Source organism: Nocardia sp. NPDC003999, from assembly GCF_053604885.1.
On sequence record NZ_JBSGIB010000002.1, the window covers coordinates 783,317 to 801,106 of the forward strand.

Below are 17,790 nucleotides of genomic sequence, written 5' to 3' on the forward strand. Positions count from 1 at the left end.
TACTGTTGGTTCCCCCTGCAGGAAAGCACCAAGCACACCGTTCGCAACATCGATCCTGCTGACGGTTTGGACTTTGGATCCGTCCCTCGAACACAGAAGCTTGCGACCAGGAACCAGTGAACCATGTCTTCGGGCAATTCAACAGTCGAGTTACCGACAATTTGCAAAAAAGTTGATCTTGCGAATGCGCAGGTGAGGGACACAATGGCGGAATCCAGACTTGGGGTTCGTTTGCCTGGTGATAACCGAGTCGACGTTCAGCAAAGAAGCTGTGACCCAGGTCGCTATTTGGTATCGAAAAGGCAGGTGGAGGTTCCCGGACACACACGTTTCACACTCCCCGAGCGTGTTGCGGGGTTCCGATCGTGAATCCGCCCGACTTCGCGCTGCGCGGACGGCCGGGAACCGAGCTCGGCTACGGGACATCGTTGCTGAATCGTGTCCTAGCCGGAGGCCTCGATGGCGACCCCCGGCTCACGCACGTGGCCGAGTTGCCCGCACGAGCCGCCGAACACTCCGAATGGCCCGTCTGGGCATCGCCGGAAGTGATTGCGGCATTGCGTGAGACAGGCGTGGCCGCGCCATGGCGGCATCAGGTGGACACCGCGGAGCAGGCGTTCCGCGGACGGCACGTCGTCGTGAGCACCGGGACCGCCTCGGGCAAATCGCTCGGCTATCAGCTTCCGGTGCTCACGACGCTGCAAGCCGATCCGAAGGCCACCGCGTTGTATCTGTCGCCGACGAAGGCGCTCGGCGCCGATCAGCTGCGCGCGGTCGGCGAGCTCACCCACGAAGGTCCGTTGCGCGATATACATCCGGCCACTTACGACGGCGATACGCCTGCCGAGATCCGGCAGTGGGTACGCGCCAACGCGCGCTGGATCTTCACCAATCCGGACATGCTCCACCTCGGCATACTTCGATCGCACCAGCGCTGGGCGCGGGTGCTGCGCAGGCTGCGTTACGTGGTGGTCGACGAATGCCACGCCTATCGCGGTGTTTTCGGCTCGCACGTCGCGCTGGTGTTGCGCAGGCTGCGGCGGATCGCCGCACGATACGGCGCCGATCCCGTGTTCGTGCTCTGCTCGGCGACCTCCGCCGAACCGGCGGAGGCCGCGTCGCGCCTGATCGGCGCGCCGTGCACCGCGGTCACTCGGGACGGATCGCCGCAGGGACCGCGGACGATCGCGCTCTGGGAGCCACCGTTGCTCACCGCCGTGACCGGCGAGAACGGTGCGCCGGTGCGCAGGTCCGCCACCGCGGAGGCGGCGCGGATCATGGCGGATCTGGTGGCCGAAGGCGCGCGGACCTTGACCTTCGTGCGCTCCCGCCGAGCCGCGGAGCTGACCGCGATGGATGCCAAAAGGCTCTTGGGCGAGGTCGATCCGGACCTCGCCGCACGCGTGGCGTCCTACCGGGCGGGTTATCTCGCGGAGGATCGGCGTGAGCTGGAAGCCGCTTTGTCGGACGGATCGCTGCTCGGCGCCGCGACCACCAGCGCACTGGAACTCGGCGTCGACATCGCGGGACTGGATGCCGTGGTCATCTCAGGTTTTCCCGGAACGGTCGCGTCGTTCTGGCAGCAGGCCGGGCGGGCGGGACGGCGCGCCCAAGGGTCACTGGTGCTGCTCGTGGCGCGGGACGATCCATTGGACACCTTCCTGGTCCATCACCCCGAAGCGCTGCTCGGAAAGCCGATCGAGGCCACCATCACCGACCCGCGCAACCCCTATGTGCTGGGTCCGCAACTACTGTGCGCCGCGCTGGAGTTGCCGCTCACCGACGCCGAGGTGGACGAACTGGGCGCCCGTGAAGTACTGGCCGAGCTGACCGTGAAAGGACTGATCAGGCGGCGTGGAACGGGAGATCGCGCGCGCTGGTACGTGACCGCGGAGACGCAGCCGCACGACGCGGTGGACGTCCGGGGCGGAATCGGCGCACCGGTGGCCATCGTGGACGGCGAGACCGGCAGACTGCTCGGCACCGCCGATGCCGGACGGGCCAGGGCGACGCTGCATCCGGGCGCCGTGCACCTGCACCAGGGCGAGACCTATGTCGTCGACGAGCTGGATCTCGTTGACGGCGTGGCCTTCGTGCACACCGCCGAGCCCGGGTGGACCACCAGTGCGCGCCAGGTGACCTCGATCGTGATCGACGCGGTGACCGAGCACCGTGCCCACGGTCACGTGACGGCCGGCCTGGCCCGGGTGCGGGTCACCAGCCAGGTGATCGGCTATCTGCGCACGCTGCTCACCGGCGAAGTGCTCGACCTGGTGGAACTCGACCTGCCGCCGCAGACACTGCCGACCAGGGCGGTCATGTACACGGTGACACCGGAATTGCTGGCGCTGGCGGGGATCGCGCCCCAGGACGTCCCCGGGGCGCTGCACGCGGCCGAGCACGCGGCGATCGGGCTGTTGCCCCTGGTGGCGACCTGCGACCGGTGGGACATCGGCGGTGTCTCCACCGCCGAGCACCCAGATACCGGACTGCCCACCGTCTTCGTCTACGACGGCCAAGCCGGCGGGGCGGGATTCGCCGAGCGCGGGTTCGCGCAACTGCGCCAGTGGCTTACGGCGACCTTGTCGGCCATCGAGTCGTGCGGCTGCGTGGCGGGCTGCCCCTCCTGCGTCCAATCACCCAAGTGCGGCAACGGGAACCACCCACTGGACAAGGCGGCAGCGGCGCGCCTGCTCACCGCCGTACTCGCCGAACTGTCCGCTGGTGCGGACGCGCCGCTCGATTCGTGACGGCGCAGAGCCGGACACGTGACCGATTGTCGACCTTGCCAGCGCACACGCTGGGAGGGCTGGGAGACCTCCCAGTGGAATGCCGCCGCTTCACCCCGGTCGAATAAAGAGGATTAGATTCATGTTAACTAGACTATTGCCACTTCATCGTTTGTGGACATGCGCATTCCTCCCTTTTAGATATCCCGGGTCCGCGCGGGCATTTCCCTGAGTCCGCTTTTAAACCCGCCAGTTAAGTTTCCGATTTCCGCCACTGGAAGCGACGCGGGGCCGACTGTGTATCGAACTCCATCACTCTTCAACCGGTCCGGCCCGTGCGCTCGCCCGAACGATCCGATCGCCGTACAGACCTATTGGTACATTCCTTTCCACAGCCACCGTGGCGTCCCACTCCACCGCCTCGCAAACACGGATTCGCGCACCCATCCGCCGTGCCACCTGGTCCGCCTCAGCACATGCGACATCGACGCCATCGACCAAGGCTCCCGCCGCGGTCAGTGCCGCCGAATCGGCGGCCGCCTGCGCCCGATGCCGCGCCACCACCACGGCCCCCACCTGCGCGATCAATAGCGTCACCGCGATGAGGGCCGCGAGCGCCAAGCAAGCGAACACGGTGGCCAACCCCTGTTCGTCGCTCACCCGAACCCGCAGCATGCGAGGGACACGCCTCGGGCTGCGCTCGCTGATCGGAACCCGCTCACCGTTCCCTGTCACGTCTCGCTCCGGGCAGCGTCGCGAACCGGAATCCGACCGTGACGGGCACCGCCGCCCACGAGAAGCCAGACCCCCATCGGCACCGCTTTCATTCGGTGGCTCCGGGCTCGAGGGTCGCGACCGCCTCCGCGCGGAGGGTGAGCAGCGGCAGAAGTGGGGTCCGCGCGGAAACCACGGCGATCACACGAGTGCCCTCGGTGCGGAGTGCGATGTCGGCCGACGGCGGGGCGATGCGCTCCGCCGCCGGGCGGGCGTTCGCGTGATCGCCCCGCGCGGCGAGGCGGGCGGCCTCGCCGGCGGCATCGACACAGCGGACCTGGGTCGATGCCGCCAGCAGGGCCCCGAGACAGAGCACGACGGTAGCGACGACCGAGGTCAGGGCGAGCGCGGCCTCGATCGTCACCCCTCCCCGATCGTCGCCGAGCCACGGTGCGGCGACAGCTACACCGATGTGTTCAGTGCCCGGTCGATGATCTTCGTCAGCGCGTTCACGATGCTGTCGCCCGTCACCACCCCGTACAGCACGGCGCCGAATGCCGCCGCCGCGATCGTGCCGATCGCGTACTCCGCTGTGCTCATGCCGTCCTCCGCGACCATCGCCCGCAGCGCCCGCGCACGCAGGCTTATATATACAGCCCGCGCCCTGCGGCCCACGGACCTCACAACCCCCTGGATACGCACCCGATTCCTCCTTCCCGGCCCGTGCGGCCGGTCCGCACGAGCACGCTTCCTCCGATGCAGTGCGCGACGCTGCCGCCCGAGCACGGTCGCTTTCGCTTCGGTCCACGACGAACCGCCGACGGGTGCCGATCAGCGGCAGCGACGGGTTCCATGAGCGACCGAACGCTGGATACGGCTCAGCACGCAAAGCAGCCACCGAAGCGCCGAGTGCGTGGCACACCGCCGAGCTGCCGGGCCATAGGCGGACCGACCAGCCCCGCGACGGCCTTCCCGACCGGTGGCGGCAGCGACGGTGCGGGGGCTCCGAGCGACCCACCTGACGCGCTCTCGTGAACGACGTGGGCCCGGCCGTCCGCTGTTCTCCCGATGCGATTCCAGGCGGGTCCGCGAGCGCGGGCCGCCCGGTCACGGTCCGCCGAACCTGCGCGAAAACCCGGCGTGAACGCTTCGGTGCGGACACCATGGGCGGCGTGGCCACTGCCCGGTGCGGAGTTACAGCAGCCCACCGCCTAGGACTCGGCTCGCCAAGCCGATGACCACCGGCACTATGCCGAGGCAGACGAAGGCCGGGAGGAAGCACAGCCCCAAGGGGCCGCCGATCAGGACGCCCGCGCGTTCCGCCTTCGCGGCCGCGATGTCTTCCACCGCGGCCCTGCGCTGCTCGGCCAGTTCCATGACCGCTGCCGCCAGCGACGATCCGGACCGCGCCGAACGGCGCGCCATCCGGGCCAGCGACTCGATCTCGTCGGCTCCTGGGCGCCCCTTCGCATCCCGCGCCACTTGGTGCCAGGCCGTGGCCGCGTCGGCGCCGAGCGCGAGCAGGTCCGCCGCCCGTCGCAGTGCTTCGCCGAGTGGTTCCGGCGCCTCCTGCGCCACGGCGCGCGCCGCCCCTGCCATGGGAAGCCCAGCACGCAGGCAGGCGGCCAGCAGGTCGAGCACCGAGGCGACAGCCAGCGGATCGGTCTCCCGGTTCACCCGGCGCGACGTCTCGGCCGGTGCGTTGCGCGTCCGGCCGAGGGCATGCAACCGCCTGCTCACGGCCACTCGTCCCGGCAGCGATGCGAGTGCGGCCGCCATCAGCAGCAACGGCAGTGCCGCACCAGAAGTGAACGCCATCAGCAGCCTTCCTCAGCGATCCTGTTGTGCGATGACCTCGTGCACGGCCTACAGTCGGGCCATACGACGGCACACCACGCCTCACCTGCGTGCCGTCGCCGAAGAGCGGACCGATGAGGCTGACCCGTCGTCGCTCAGCAGCGCGACCGTAGATTCGGCCGGTCTGCGGGTAGTCAGGGGTGAACGCGCCGTCGAGGTGGTGTGCATCCGCCGTGCGCTGCAGTCCGATTGGATCGCCGACCGGGCGGCGGCTTCGCAGGGCCGCACCGCCTGCGACTACGGCACACACGACCCTTGGAACCGGCGTGCGCGCAAACCGCCTCTCCCCGCAGATCGCAACCGGCTTCGAGTTCGACAACTGCTTTGGCCGGCCGCGACCAGCCATCGAGGAAGACTTCATATCAGCACCTTTCGGGTGATGGCATCGGTCCACAGCAGGCCCGCGCAGGCCAGGCCCGCGCCTACCGGCAACAGCACCGCCCCCGCGGACGAGGCGAACAGGACGTGCAGCGGCGCGGCGCCCATCATTTGGCCGAGGGCGATGCCGAGGAGCGGCAAACACGCCAGGACACCGGCGGTGGCCCGTGCGCCGGCCAGCGCGGCGGTGGTGCGGCCGTGGAATCGGATGCGTCCCGCGAGATCCGTTCGGGCCGCGGACAGCAACTCCGCCAGTGCCAAGCCGTGCTGCTCGGCCACCTGCCACGCCCCGGCGACCCGGGCGAGTTCCGCGGCGATCGGGGAATCCGGCCGGCGCAGACCCTCGGCCGCCGAGCCACCGAGTCGGCTGCGGGCGGCGCCAACGGTGAACGCGCGGGACGACTCGCCCCACACCTCACGTGCGGCGGCCTCGGCGGCGGCGCTCGGATGCGCCCCCACTCGCAATTCCGCGATCACAGCCTCCAAGGCATCGAGTAGGTACCCTTGCTCGGCTTTCCCGCGCCGGTCCCGTACCGCCCGGCGAGCCCGTAGCCCGACCGTTCCGGCGACCAGGCCTGCCGCGAGGAAAGCACCCGTACCGAAGACGGCGAGCACGATCACCATGCCTACGCAGGCACAGACGCGGAACAGCCTGCCGCGCTCCGGTATTCGGTACTCGACGCGCGCGGTGAACAGCTGTCCGAACCGGCGCTGCGACCGGGGCGCCGGAACCAGGACCAACGCCAGCGCGAGACACAACAGCGCGCCGCTCAACGGTCGAGCCGTTCGGCGAGCAGGCTGGACAGGTCCGCGGCGGCGGGGGCCACACCCGTGGTATGCCAGGCGGGCGTGATCCGCACGGCCCCATCGCCGTTGCGGTGCACGAGGCCGACCTCGCGCAGCCCCCGCGAGCCGTCGGATCGGCGGTGCATGTGCAGGACGACCTGCACCGCGGCGGCGAGTTGACTGTGCAAAGCCGCTCGATCCATGCCGCCCAGAGCGGCGAGGGCTTCCAGCCGGGCGGGGACTTCTTGCGGCGAGTTGGCGTGCACGGTGCCCGCCCCGCCGTCGTGTCCGGTGTTCAACGCGGTCAGCAGGTCGACCACCTCGGCGCCCCTGACCTCGCCGACCACGATCCGGTCCGGCCGCATGCGCAGCGCTTGACGGACCAGGTCACGGACGGTGACCTCGCCGACGCCTTCCACATTCGCGGTCCTGGCCACCAGCCGGACCACGTGGGGATGCGGTGGCGCGAGCTCCGCCGCGTCCTCGACGCAGACGATCCGCTCGGACGGGCCCACCGTGGCGAGCAGGGCCGACAGCAGCGTCGTCTTCCCGGCTCCGGTGCCGCCGACGACCAGGAACGCCAGCCTCGCCCGGATGATTCGTTCCAGCAGGAGCTTCGCGTCGGCGGGCACCGAGCCCGCCACGGCGAGCGCGGACAGCCCCTGGGTGGCCGGACGGAGTACCCGCAACGACAGACAAGTGCCGCCGTGCGCGACCGGCGCGAGGACCGCGTGCAAGCGGACCCCGAACGAATCCCCTGATGCCGCAGCGATTCCGGACAGCCGACCATCCACCCATGGTTGTGCGTCGTCGAGTCGGCGGCCCGCCGACAGTGCCAGGCGCTGCGCCAGCCGCCGGACCGCGGCCTCGTCGGAGAAGGTGATCGAGGTCTTCTCCAGACCGTGCCCGCGATCGATCCACACCGCGTCCGGACCGGTCACCAGGACGTCGGCCACTCGCGGATCGTGCAACAGCGGTTCGAGTACGCCCGCGCCGGTGAGTTCGGTCTGCAGCAGTCGCAGAGCCCGCAGCAGGTCGGTGTCGCCGAGCACCCCGCCCGCTTCGGCCCGGATCGCGGCGGCGACCTGCGCCGGATCCGGGTCGCCGGTCTCGCCCGACAGGCGCTCCCGCACCCGGTCCAGCAGCTCGCTGGTCAGTATCGCGCTCATCGCCCCCTCCTCACCGCCGTTGTCCCGGTGGTGCACTCAGTACGCCGAGGACGGCGTCGGCCGCATCACGCAGCGGCCCGCGGCGGCCTACCGACATCCCGCCGCGCTCCAGCCGGTGCGCGAGACCGGACTGGGCGCGAACGGCGGCGAGCAGCGGGAGATCGAGCACCTCGGCGACCTCGGCTCCGCGCAGGCCGCCGGGCGCCGGACCGCGAACGATCAGGCCCTGGTTCGGGTTTCGCCGCGCGATATGGGCGGACACCGCTTCGGCGGCGGCGACCGCACGCAGCCGCGCCGGAACGACCAGAACCACGAGGTCCGCGGAGTCGAGCATCTGGTCGGCATGCGGCCCGCGCTCACCGGAAATATCGCAAACTATGAAATCGCCTGCGACACGGCCCGCTTCGATGACAGCGCGGACCGCGGGCGCGCCGAGCTCACGTGGCAATCGTCCCGCACCGCAGCGCCCACAGGACAGCACCGCGAGCCCGGGCGCCGCGACGGGTAGGGCGCCGTGCAGCGCGGTCGCTGAGACGCGCCCGTCCTCCACCACCAGGTCGGGCCAGCGCAGTCCCGCCGCGTTCTCGACACCGAGCAGCAGGTCGAGACCCCCCGCGAAGGGTGCGCCATCGACCAGCAAGGTCTCGCGCCGGAACCCCTCCGCGGCGGCGCGCAGCGCGACCGCGACGGCGAGGGTGGACGCACCGGCCCCGCCGCCCGCGCCGACGACGGCGAGCACCACGCCGTCACCCGCACGCTGCTCGCCGTATTCAGCAAACATCTCGATGAGCCCCACCGCCGCGCCGGGCAAGGCGATAGCCCGCTCCGCGCCGACCGCGGCGGCGGCCTGCCAGTCGAGCAAACCTGGCTCACCATCGGTTACCACCACGACGCCGGCGCGGCGCAGGTAGCCCGCGGCGGCCGCTTCGCGTGCCGTATCGGTGTCCAGGATGACCAGTGGAGCGCCGGTCCAGGCATGTCGGCCGACGAGTCGCGTCCGCTCATCGAGTGGCCGTTCGGCGGCCGCCGCGATACGCCGGACTTCGTCGCGCAGACGGTCGTCATCGATGAGCACAAGGGCGGGCGCCGGCCCACTCGGCTCCGATGCATCGAGGTTCATGCAGGTCAGCGTCGCGGAACGGGAGCAGGGACAGAAGGGGCGATATGCCGAATGTGGACAACTCCGGGCTTGTGGACAGCTATCCGAACCCGATGTCGTAGCGCACTGTCCCTGAAATAGAGGACGGCCCCAGCCGGGGGGGGAGGAGGCTGGGGCCGTCGGGGTTCAGCCCCGGGGGGTCGGGCTGAACGCGCCTGGACCATGTCCAGGTGCCAGCAATACTACACCTAAGCCCCGGCCACCACGCAAGTCTGCCGACGGACATCTTTGTGGCCCTCGTGGCTTCGGCGTCTGCGGGGCAAACTTCATCGCCGCACCGGCCGCAGCCGCGCCACGGCGGGGAACACGCGTGCCGACCAGCGGCAGCCGTGGTGCAGCCGCCGCCCATCTGCGGCCGATCGAAGGCAGGACGGCCACACAACAGGCGCGGTGGCCGGAGAGCGCTGCCACAACCCGCGGTCGGACCGACCACGGGGACACAGCAGCCGCACCACACCTGACGCCTGGCCGAGCGGAGACCATACCGCCGCCTATCCTGGTCGGGTGGACAAGTCAGCCACTGCAGGTGGACGCGTCGCGGCCTTCTTCGATCTGGACAAGACCGTGATCGCGAAGTCGAGCACGTTCGTATTCAGCAAGCCCTTCTACGCGCAGGGGCTTTTGAACCGCCGCGCCGTACTGGAAAGCAGTTACGCCCACTTCCTGTTCCTGCTGTCGGGAGCCGATCACGATCAGATGGAACGGATGCGCGCCCACCTGACCAGCATGTGCGCGGGCTGGGACGTCGAGCAGGTGAAATCCATTGTGGCAGAGACATTGCACGAGTTGGTCGATCCGCTGATCTACGCGGAGGCGGCCGACTTGATCGCCGACCACAAGATCCGGGGGCACGATGTGGTGATCGTCTCGGCCTCCGGCGAGGAGATCGTCGGCCCGATCGCCGAAGCGCTCGGCGCCTCACATACCGCCGCCACCCAGATGGTCGTGGCGGACGGAAAGTACACCGGCGAGGTCGAGTTCTACTGCTACGGCGAGGGCAAGGTCGCCGCCATCGAGAAACTCGCCGCAGACGAGGGGTACGACCTGTCCCGCTGCTACGCCTACTCCGACTCGATCACCGACCTGCCGCTGCTCGGCGCGGTGGGCCACCCCACTGCGGTCAATCCGGATCGCAATCTGCGCCGTGAGGCCACCACGCGGGGCTGGCCGATCCTGACCTTCTCCAATCCGGTGTCGCTGTGGGCGCGCTTCCAAGCGCCGTCCTCGACGACGCTCGCGGCCACTGCGGCGGTCGGCTTGAGCGCGGTCGTGGCCGGCGCGATCAGCTACCGGATGCTGCGCCGCCGACGCTGAGATCGGACGCTCGAGCAGCCCGTCCCACCTGGGTCGCCAGCGGCTTGCCGTTAGCTCAGCCAACTTGACCGATGGCGCCGCGGACCAGGCATTTAACCACGAAACGCCGAGAAAAACGCCGATTGTTCAATGTTCTCGCATCCCTTGATGTGAGTGCAGTCACAGGTGTAGAAAGGTAACTACGGAAGGACGGAAGGCCAAGGCAGCACCGGAAGAGAAGGCACTGTCTCCCGACCCTTCTTCCCAGCACGGGCACCAGGCACCCACGCGGAGCGCGCCGCGACAAGGGCAGAAGCGTTGTGGGCCTGCGAAATTCGGATAGTCGACGGCGAAGGCCTCGCACAGGTTGCGGGGATGAACCGGCCGATGTCCGGATTGTCGCCGAGGCCGCAGAACACAACCCACCTAGCACGCTTGGTAACCGGGTAGTCCGTGCTAGCGGGCGGTGAGGTCGAGAGACAACGCCGCCCGCTTTGACGTGTACGGGGGTTATCCCGCCGCCGAGTCCGCGATCGACGTGGCCTCGCGCGCGCCGTCCTCGAACGCCCCGCAACAGAGGATCACCCAGCCGCCGACCGCCTCCGCCTCCCCGGTTCCGAATCCCGCGGCCGCGTCCAGATACGCCTGACGCCTGCGCAACCAGAACACCTCCGGTACGCCGAGGCTGTGCGGATCCAGCCCACTCGACACCGCGACCAGCCGGGAGGCCGCCCGCGCGACTACGCCATCGGCCGTGCCGAACGGCCGCAGCGCCAGTAGCTCACCGTGTACTACGGCGGCGAGCACCGGCGCGGGCGCTCGCGAACCGAGCACCGTCTGCGCCAGCAGATCCAGCCGCTGCGCGACGCCCGAGTCGCCGCGCGGCCTGCCGAGCGCCTCTTGCTCCGGGATCAGATCGGCCGCGGCGAGCAGATGCAGCCGCGCCAGCGCCTGCAGCGGGGCACGCTGCCAGGTGCCCACCAGATTCCGCAGCGCGTCCCCGTCCAACGCCTGCCCCACGCGCAGCGAGCCGGCCAGGATCGGGTCCGCCACCCGGCCGTCGGCGGGAATGTCCGTGCTGCCGCCGTCGATGGCCGCCGAGGACCGGGCCGCACGCACCGCGGCCTCGGCCGCCGTGGTGGGCCACCCACGCCGGTTCGCCTTGTGCCGGTGCACCTCGGCGAGCGCGTCGCGGGCACGGTCGGCCGCGTCCCGCACACCGGGAAGATCGACGAGAGGCTGTAGCGGATCGGTCACGGCATACGAGGCTACTTGCGCTCGCGCGGACCGATCCGCGCGACCGGCTCGCTATCCGGCCAGCAGATCGCGTCCCGGTATCGCGTCGAGCAGTTTGCGCGTGTACTCCTGCCGGGGATCATCGAACACCTCGTCGGTCGTCGCCGCCTCGACCACCTTGCCGCGCTGCATGACGAGCACGTCGTCGGCGATCTGCCGCACCACGGCCAGATCGTGGGTGATGAACAGATACGCCAGCCCGAGCTCGGCTTGCAGCTCGTTGAGCAGGCGGAGGATCTGGGCCTGCACCAGCACGTCGAGCGCGGACACCGCCTCGTCGCACACCACCACTTCGGGCCGTAGGGCGAGCGCCCGCGCGACCGCCACGCGCTGACGCTGCCCACCGGACAGTTCGTTGGGGTAGCGCCGCAGCACACCGGCAGGCAGCGCGACCTTGTCGAGCAGTTCCCGCACGGTCGCCTCCCTTTCCTCGGCGGTACCGATCCGGTGGGTGCGCAACGGCTCCTCGATGGTGCGGTAGATCGTGTACATCGGATCGAGCGAGCCGTAGGGATCCTGGAAGATCGGCTGCACCCGGCGGCGGAAGGCGAAGGATTCCTTACGGTCCAGGGTGGTCACGTCCTTGCCGTCGAATGTCACGGCGCCGGAGGTGGGCGCGAGCAGTCCGAGGACCATCTGCGCCACCGTGGTCTTGCCCGAGCCGGATTCGCCGACGATCGCCGTGGTCGACCCGCGCCGCAGCCGGAACGACACATCGTCCACCGCGACGAACTCGGTCGACTTCCACGGCGTGCGATCGCGAAGGTGGAACGTCTTCGTCAGATGCTCGGCCACCAGCACGTCGTCCGGCACCACCGTGTCGGCTGCCGCCACCTGCACGGCTTGCGCGTGGATCTCGGCCCGGCGCCGCACCGCCGACCGCCGCTGCGCGGCCAGCGACGGCGCCGAACTCACCAGCCGTTTGGTGTACAGGTGCTGCGGATCACGCAGAATCCGCAAAGCGGGCCCGGACTCCACGACACGGCCGCGATACATCACCACCAGGTGTTCGGCACGCTCCGCCGCCAAACCCAAGTCATGGGTGATCAGCAGCACCGCGGTGCCGAGTTCGGCGGTGAGCCGCTCGAGATGGTCGAGGATCTGCCGCTGTACGGTCACGTCGAGCGCCGAGGTCGGCTCGTCGGCGATGAGCAGTTGCGGCCGGCAGGACAGGCCGATCGCGATCAACGCACGCTGGCGCATGCCGCCGGAGAACTCGTGCGGATACTGGTTCACCCGGCGTTCGGCGTCGGGCATGCCCGCTTCCTCGAGCAGTTCCACCGCTCGCTTCTCGGCGGCCTTGCCCTTCGCGATGCCGTTGGCTTCGAGCGTCTCGCGGATCTGGAAACCGATCTTCCACACCGGATTCAGATTCGACATCGGATCCTGCGGGACCAGGCCGATGCCGCTGCCGCGGACCGCGACGATCTCTCGTTTCGAGGCCGCCGTGAGTTCCTTGCCGTCGAACCTGATCGAACCGGAGGTGACCCGGCCCGTGCCGGGCAGCAAGTCGATGATCGCGTGCGCGGTGGTCGACTTTCCCGAGCCCGATTCCCCGACGATGGCCACGGTCTGCCCCGGATACACCGACAGGCTCACGTCCCGGACCGCGGGCACCGGCTTGCCGTCGGCGGTGAAGCTCACGTTCAGATCGGTGATCTCCAGCAGCGGCCGGTCGGCCTCGCTCATCGCTTCCTCGCCTTCGGATCGAGGGCGTCGCGCACGGCGTCGCCCAGCATGATGAAGCTCAGCACGGTCAGCGCCAGCGCCGTCGCCGGATAGAACAGGATGGCGGAGGTGCGGATCTCCTTCTGACCCGTGGCGATGTCCGCGCCCCAGGACACCACGGTGCGCGGGAGACCGACGCCGAGATAGGACAGCGTCGCCTCGGTGACGATGAAGACGCCCAGCCACAGCGTGGTCACCACGATCAGCGGTCCCGCCGCGTTGGGCAACACGTGGCGCACAAGCGTCTGCGGTCGAGAGACGCCCAAAGCTTTCGCGGCCGTGACGTAATCACTGTTCTTCGCTTGGATCACCGCGCTACGGGCGATCCGCGCCGCCTGCGGCCAGGTGAACGAGGCGAGGATGACGATCACGGTCCAGATCGTCCTTGCGTCCAGCAGCTGCATGATCACGATGGCGGCCAGCATCAACGGAATCGCGTAGAAGACCTCCGCGACCCGCGAGACGATCGAGTCCAGCGGCCCGCCGTAGAAGCCCGCCAGCGCGCCGAGCGTTCCCCCGATCAGCACGAACAGCAGCGTCGCGCCGACTCCGGCGAGCACGGAAGCCCGCGCTCCGTAGACGGTGCGGGCGTAGATGTCGCACCCCTGCTTGTCGAAACCGAACGGGTGCCCCGCGCCGCGCGGGTCCATGCTGAAGTCGCCGTTGCAGTACCGCGGGTCCTGATCGGTGAACAGCCCCGGCCAGATCACCACGATCAGCACGAACACGATCAGCACCGCCGCGACGATGAAGATCGGGTTGCGCCGCAGCTGCCGCCACGCGTCGCGCCAGATGCTGGTCGGCGCGCCCGCATCCAGTACGGCGTCGGTGGCGAGCACCTCGACCTCGTCGGGCGGCGCGACGAAATGCTCCTGGCCGCGGCGCGGACTCGCGGCCTCGGTGCGGTCAGGCATAGCGGATCCTCGGGTCGAGTGCGGCGTAGAGCAGGTCCACGAGCAGATTGGTGAGCAGGAAGATGACGATCAGCACCGTGACGAAGGAGACGACGGTCGGCGGCTCCCCCCTGGTGATGGCCTGGTAGAGCGTGCCGCCCACGCCGGGAATGTTGAAGATGCCCTCGGTGACGATGGCGCCGCCCATCAGGGCGCCCAGATCCGCGCCGACGAACGTGACCACCGGAATCATCGAGTTGCGCAGGATGTGCACGGTCACCACGCGTGGCCTGCGCAGGCCTTTGGCGGTCGCGGTGCGCACGTAGTCGGCGGACATGTTCTCCGCCACCGAATTCCGGGTCAAGCGCAGGACGTAGGCGAACGACAGCGAGCCGAGCACGATCGCGGGCACCAGCAGTTCGCCGACGGTCGCCTTCCCGGAGACCGTCACGGGCGCGATGCCCCACTTCACGCCGAGCAGGAATTGGGCGAGAAAGCCCACCACGAAGACCGGGACCGCGATCACGACCAGGCTGATCACGAGCATCGCGGAGTCGAACAGCTTGCCTTTGCGCAGTCCGGCGATCAGGCCGAACAGCACGCCGAAGACCGACTCGATCAGCACCGCCATGAAGGCCAACTTGATCGTGATCGGGAACGCGCGCGCGAGTTCGTCCCGCACCGGCCTGCCGGAGAAGGCCGTGCCGAAGTCCAGCGTGACGATGCCTTTCAGATACAACAGGTACTGCACGAGGAACGGCTCGTCGAGGTGGTAGCGCGCCCGCAGTTGCGCCTCCACCGCGGGCGTCATGGGTTTGTCACCCGCCAGCGCGTGGATCGGGTCGCCAGGGACGAGGAACACCAGTGCGTAGACGAGCAGGGTCGCACCGAGGAACACGGGGATCATCTGAAGCAGACGCCGCCCGACATACCAGGCCATTTCGCCTCCTGAACAGGACCGCCGAGCGTCACCCGGACGCCCGGCGGCCGGCGGCTACTTCTCGATGTTCTCGAAGTCGAACAGTCCGTTCCAGGCGAGTTCGGCCTTGCGCACCCGGTCGGAGCGGCCCGCGGCGGCCACGTAGTCGAACACCGGGACGTCGGCCAGGTCCTTGATCAGCAGGGACTGGGCCTGCGCGATGATCTTGTAGGACTCGTCCTGGCTCGGCGCGGCCAAGGCGGCATCGAGCAGGCGGTCGAATTCCGGGTTCTTGTAGTCGACGTTGTTGGTGTCGGAGTAGCTGTAGTACTGCGAAGTGAGGAACTGCAGCATGGTCGGGTAGTCACCCTGCCAGCCGTAGCGGAAGGCCTTGTTGATGGTGCGCGCGTTCACTTCGTCGCGGATGTTCTTGAACGTCGGGTACGGCACGCCGATGGCGTCGACGCCGAGGGTGTTCTTCACGCTGTTGGCTACCGCCTCCACCCAGGCCTGGTGGCCGCCGTCGGAGTTGTAGGCGATCTCGTAGCGGCCCGACCACGGCGAGATCGCGTCGGCCTGTGCCCAGACCTTCTTGGCCTCGTCGGGGTTGTACTTCAACACCTCCGAGCCGGGCAGGTTCGGGTCGAAGCCGGGCAGCGTGCTCGCGGTGAAGTCGCGCGCCGGGATCCGGGTGCCGTGGAAGATGTTCTGCGCGATCTGTTCCCGGTTGATCGACATCGAGATCGCCCGGCGCCGCAACAGCCCTTCCTGGCCGGCGAAGTGCGCGACGTTGGACTGGATGCCGATGTGCTGGTTCTGGGCGGTCGGCTTGGTGATCGCGCGGTCACCGAGATCCCGTTCGTAGGAGGTGAGCGCGCTGTCGGGCACGGTGTCGAGCGCGTCCAGATTGCCCGCTTGCAGATCCGCGTAGGCGGTGTCGAAGGACTGATACATCACGAACCGCAGCCCTTTGTTCTTGGCCGGGCGGCCGCCGGGGTAGTCCGGGTTGGGCGCCAGATCGATCTTGACGTTGTGCTCCCACGCCCCGGACCGGGCGAACTTGTAGGGGCCGTTGCCGATCGGGTTCTCTCCGAACGCTTTCATGTCCTTGAACGCGGCCTCGGGCAGCGGATAGAACGGCGCGTACCCGAGTTCGGTCTCGAAATCGATCGAGGGCGCCTTCAGCTCGATGGTGAAGGTGCGGTCGTCGATCACCTTCAAGCCCGACATCGTCTGTGCCGTAGGCTTTTCCGCGGACACCTCGTCGAAACCGACGATGGGACTGAACACATAGCTCTGTAACTGGGCGTTGGTGCCGAGCGCGCCGTAGTTCCACGCCTCGACGAACGACTTCGCCGTCACCGGGGTGCCGTCGGTGAACTTCCAGCCGGGTTTGATGGTCACCCGGTAGCTCTTCCGATCCGTGGTCTGGATCGACTCCGCCATCTCGTCGTGCGCCTTGCCGCTCCCGTCGTAGTACTTCAGGCCCGCGAACAGCCGGTCGACCACGCGGCCGCCCATATTCTCGTTGGTGTTGGTAGGCACCAGCGGATTCTGCGGCTCGCCACCGTTGACCGTGACGATGTCGGCATCGGCGCCGTCGCCCGAGGAACATGCGGACAGCCCGAGGCTCGTGGCCAGTACGACCGCCGCGGTCAGCGCCATCGCTCTGTGGAATTTCAACGCGTCCTCCCGGTGCGAGAAGGGGGTAGCCGATCGGCACCCGCAGGAGGCCCGTCAGCGCATGCCGACGCGATCCCCCTGTGTGGTTGGCAGAGTAACCACCGGCGCGGGCACTGTCACCTGATTGATCCGAGTTCGTTGTACTTGTTACCGATCCGGCAACATCGCCGAAACACCCCGAGTTTCGTGCGGAAACGGCCGCGCGGCCGGAGCATCGCGTTCGCAGCGGGAGGCAGGCGCGGCGGCGTGACGCGGGCGAAACCCGATCGACACACCGCACGCGGCATGGGTCACAGTTGATTACTGTCGAACTCGGCTGCGTCGAATCGTGCGCTCAGGCTACGTGGAAAGAAGAGACGAGATGACCGAAACCAGCGCCGAACACAGGGACTCGTATCCGCCGAACGCGGAGTTCGCCGCCCAGGCGAACGCCGACGCCGGACTCTACGAGCGGGCGGCGGCCGATCGCGACGCGTTCTGGGCCGAACAGGCCGGGCGGCTGCACTGGCACGAACCGTTCACCCAGGTGCTGGACTGGAGCGAGGCTCCGGTGGCGAAATGGTTCGTCGGCGGAAAGCTCAACGTCGCCTACAACTGCGTGGACCGCCACGTCCTGGACGGACACGGCGACCAGGTCGCCATCCACTGGGAAGGCGAACCCGGCGACTCACGCGCCATCACCTACGAACAACTGCGGGACGAGGTCTGCCGGGCCGCCAACGCGTTCACCGAACTGGGCCTGGTCGCGGGCGACCGGGTGGCCATCTACATGCCGATGGTGCCCGAGGCCATCGTCGCCATGCTGGCCTGCGCTCGCCTCGGGCTGACCCACTCCGTCGTCTTCGCCGGATTCTCCCCCACCGCGTTGCGCCAGCGCGTCGACGACGCCCGAGCCCGCCTGGTGATCACCACCGACGGGCAGTGGCGGCGCGGCAAAGCCGCCCCACTGAAGGAAGCAGTCGACGAGGCCCTCTACGCCCACGGCGACACCCCATCCAGCGTCGAGCATGTGCTGGTGGTGCGCCGCACCGGCATCGAAGTCCCCTGGACCGAAGGCCGCGACCTGTGGTGGCACGACACCGTCACCACCACCGCACCCCACCACGAACCCCAACCCTTCGACGCCGAACACCCCCTGTTCATCCTCTACACCTCCGGCACCACCGGAAAACCCAAAGGCATCCTC

15 protein-coding genes are annotated in these 17,790 nt (G+C 68.8%); 3 read left to right on the forward strand and 12 right to left on the reverse strand.

The window, feature by feature from the left end:
- The first annotated feature begins 428 nt into the window (after positions 1 to 428).
- Positions 429 to 2,750 carry a DEAD/DEAH box helicase gene (locus tag ACWESM_RS07495; RefSeq protein WP_452491134.1) on the forward strand — a complete coding sequence of 774 codons (2,322 nt, stop codon included), beginning with the start codon at positions 429 to 431 and terminating at the stop codon, positions 2,748 to 2,750.
- A 291-nt stretch (positions 2,751 to 3,041) separates the two neighbouring features.
- On the opposite strand, the gene ACWESM_RS07500 is transcribed toward ACWESM_RS07495, so the two are convergent.
- The 7 genes from ACWESM_RS07500 to ssd all read right to left on the reverse strand — a co-directional run bounded on the left by ACWESM_RS07500 (position 3,042) and on the right by ssd (position 8,753).
- On the reverse strand, positions 3,042 to 3,389 hold the full coding sequence (locus tag ACWESM_RS07500; RefSeq protein WP_364438321.1) for an Rv3654c family TadE-like protein: 348 nt from the start codon (positions 3,387 to 3,389) through the stop codon (positions 3,042 to 3,044).
- A 163-nt stretch (positions 3,390 to 3,552) separates the two neighbouring features.
- Entirely contained in the window at positions 3,553 to 3,867 is a 315-nt protein-coding gene (locus ACWESM_RS07505) for a TadE family type IV pilus minor pilin (RefSeq protein WP_355079237.1), read from the reverse strand.
- Positions 3,868 to 3,905: 38 nt separating this feature from the next.
- Positions 3,906 to 4,091, reverse strand: a complete 186-nt coding sequence (locus ACWESM_RS07510) for a DUF4244 domain-containing protein (RefSeq protein ID WP_355079276.1) — start codon at positions 4,089 to 4,091, stop codon at positions 3,906 to 3,908.
- A gap of 546 nt (positions 4,092 to 4,637) precedes the next feature.
- Entirely contained in the window at positions 4,638 to 5,261 is a 624-nt protein-coding gene (locus tag ACWESM_RS07515; RefSeq protein WP_355079239.1) for a type II secretion system F family protein, read from the reverse strand.
- A 396-nt stretch (positions 5,262 to 5,657) separates the two neighbouring features.
- Positions 5,658 to 6,452, reverse strand: coding sequence for a type II secretion system F family protein (locus ACWESM_RS07520; protein ID WP_397275310.1), 795 nt, complete (start codon positions 6,450 to 6,452; stop codon positions 5,658 to 5,660).
- Positions 6,449 to 7,633, reverse strand: a complete 1,185-nt coding sequence (locus ACWESM_RS07525) for a TadA family conjugal transfer-associated ATPase (protein ID WP_452491119.1) — start codon at positions 7,631 to 7,633, stop codon at positions 6,449 to 6,451. The genes ACWESM_RS07520 and ACWESM_RS07525 overlap by 4 nt, the downstream gene beginning before the upstream one ends.
- A gap of 10 nt (positions 7,634 to 7,643) precedes the next feature.
- Positions 7,644 to 8,753, reverse strand: a complete 1,110-nt coding sequence (ssd, locus tag ACWESM_RS07530; RefSeq protein WP_355079245.1) for a septum site-determining protein Ssd — start codon at positions 8,751 to 8,753, stop codon at positions 7,644 to 7,646.
- A 543-nt stretch (positions 8,754 to 9,296) separates the two neighbouring features.
- On the opposite strand from ssd, the gene ACWESM_RS07535 reads away from it, so the two are divergent.
- Positions 9,297 to 10,106: an HAD family hydrolase gene (locus ACWESM_RS07535; RefSeq protein WP_379250169.1), complete on the forward strand. Its 810-nt coding sequence runs from the start codon at positions 9,297 to 9,299 to the stop codon at positions 10,104 to 10,106.
- Positions 10,107 to 10,595: 489 nt separating this feature from the next.
- Here ACWESM_RS07535 and ACWESM_RS07540 read toward each other — a convergent pair whose 3' ends face one another.
- The 5 genes from ACWESM_RS07540 to ACWESM_RS07560 are packed head-to-tail and all read right to left on the reverse strand — an operon-like array spanning position 10,596 to position 16,586.
- Positions 10,596 to 11,342 (reverse strand): Fic family protein, encoded by a 747-nt coding sequence (locus tag ACWESM_RS07540; protein WP_364438310.1) that lies wholly within the window; start codon positions 11,340 to 11,342, stop codon positions 10,596 to 10,598.
- 51 nt (positions 11,343 to 11,393) lie between these two features.
- Complete coding sequence (locus ACWESM_RS07545; RefSeq protein ID WP_452491120.1) at positions 11,394 to 13,070, reverse strand: dipeptide ABC transporter ATP-binding protein; 1,677 nt, start codon at positions 13,068 to 13,070, stop codon at positions 11,394 to 11,396.
- Positions 13,067 to 14,023 (reverse strand): ABC transporter permease, encoded by a 957-nt coding sequence (locus ACWESM_RS07550; protein WP_355079251.1) that lies wholly within the window; start codon positions 14,021 to 14,023, stop codon positions 13,067 to 13,069. Before ACWESM_RS07550 ends, ACWESM_RS07545 begins: the two co-directional genes overlap by 4 nt.
- On the reverse strand, positions 14,016 to 14,942 hold the full coding sequence (locus ACWESM_RS07555) for an ABC transporter permease (protein WP_355079253.1): 927 nt from the start codon (positions 14,940 to 14,942) through the stop codon (positions 14,016 to 14,018). The genes ACWESM_RS07550 and ACWESM_RS07555 overlap by 8 nt, the downstream gene beginning before the upstream one ends.
- A gap of 54 nt (positions 14,943 to 14,996) precedes the next feature.
- Complete coding sequence (locus ACWESM_RS07560) at positions 14,997 to 16,586, reverse strand: peptide ABC transporter substrate-binding protein (protein ID WP_364438370.1); 1,590 nt, start codon at positions 16,584 to 16,586, stop codon at positions 14,997 to 14,999.
- Between the two features lie 379 nt (positions 16,587 to 16,965).
- Here ACWESM_RS07560 and ACWESM_RS07565 point away from each other — a divergent pair.
- The coding region (locus ACWESM_RS07565) for an AMP-binding protein (RefSeq protein ID WP_452491121.1) at positions 16,966 to 17,790 on the forward strand (825 nt) is incomplete at its 3' end.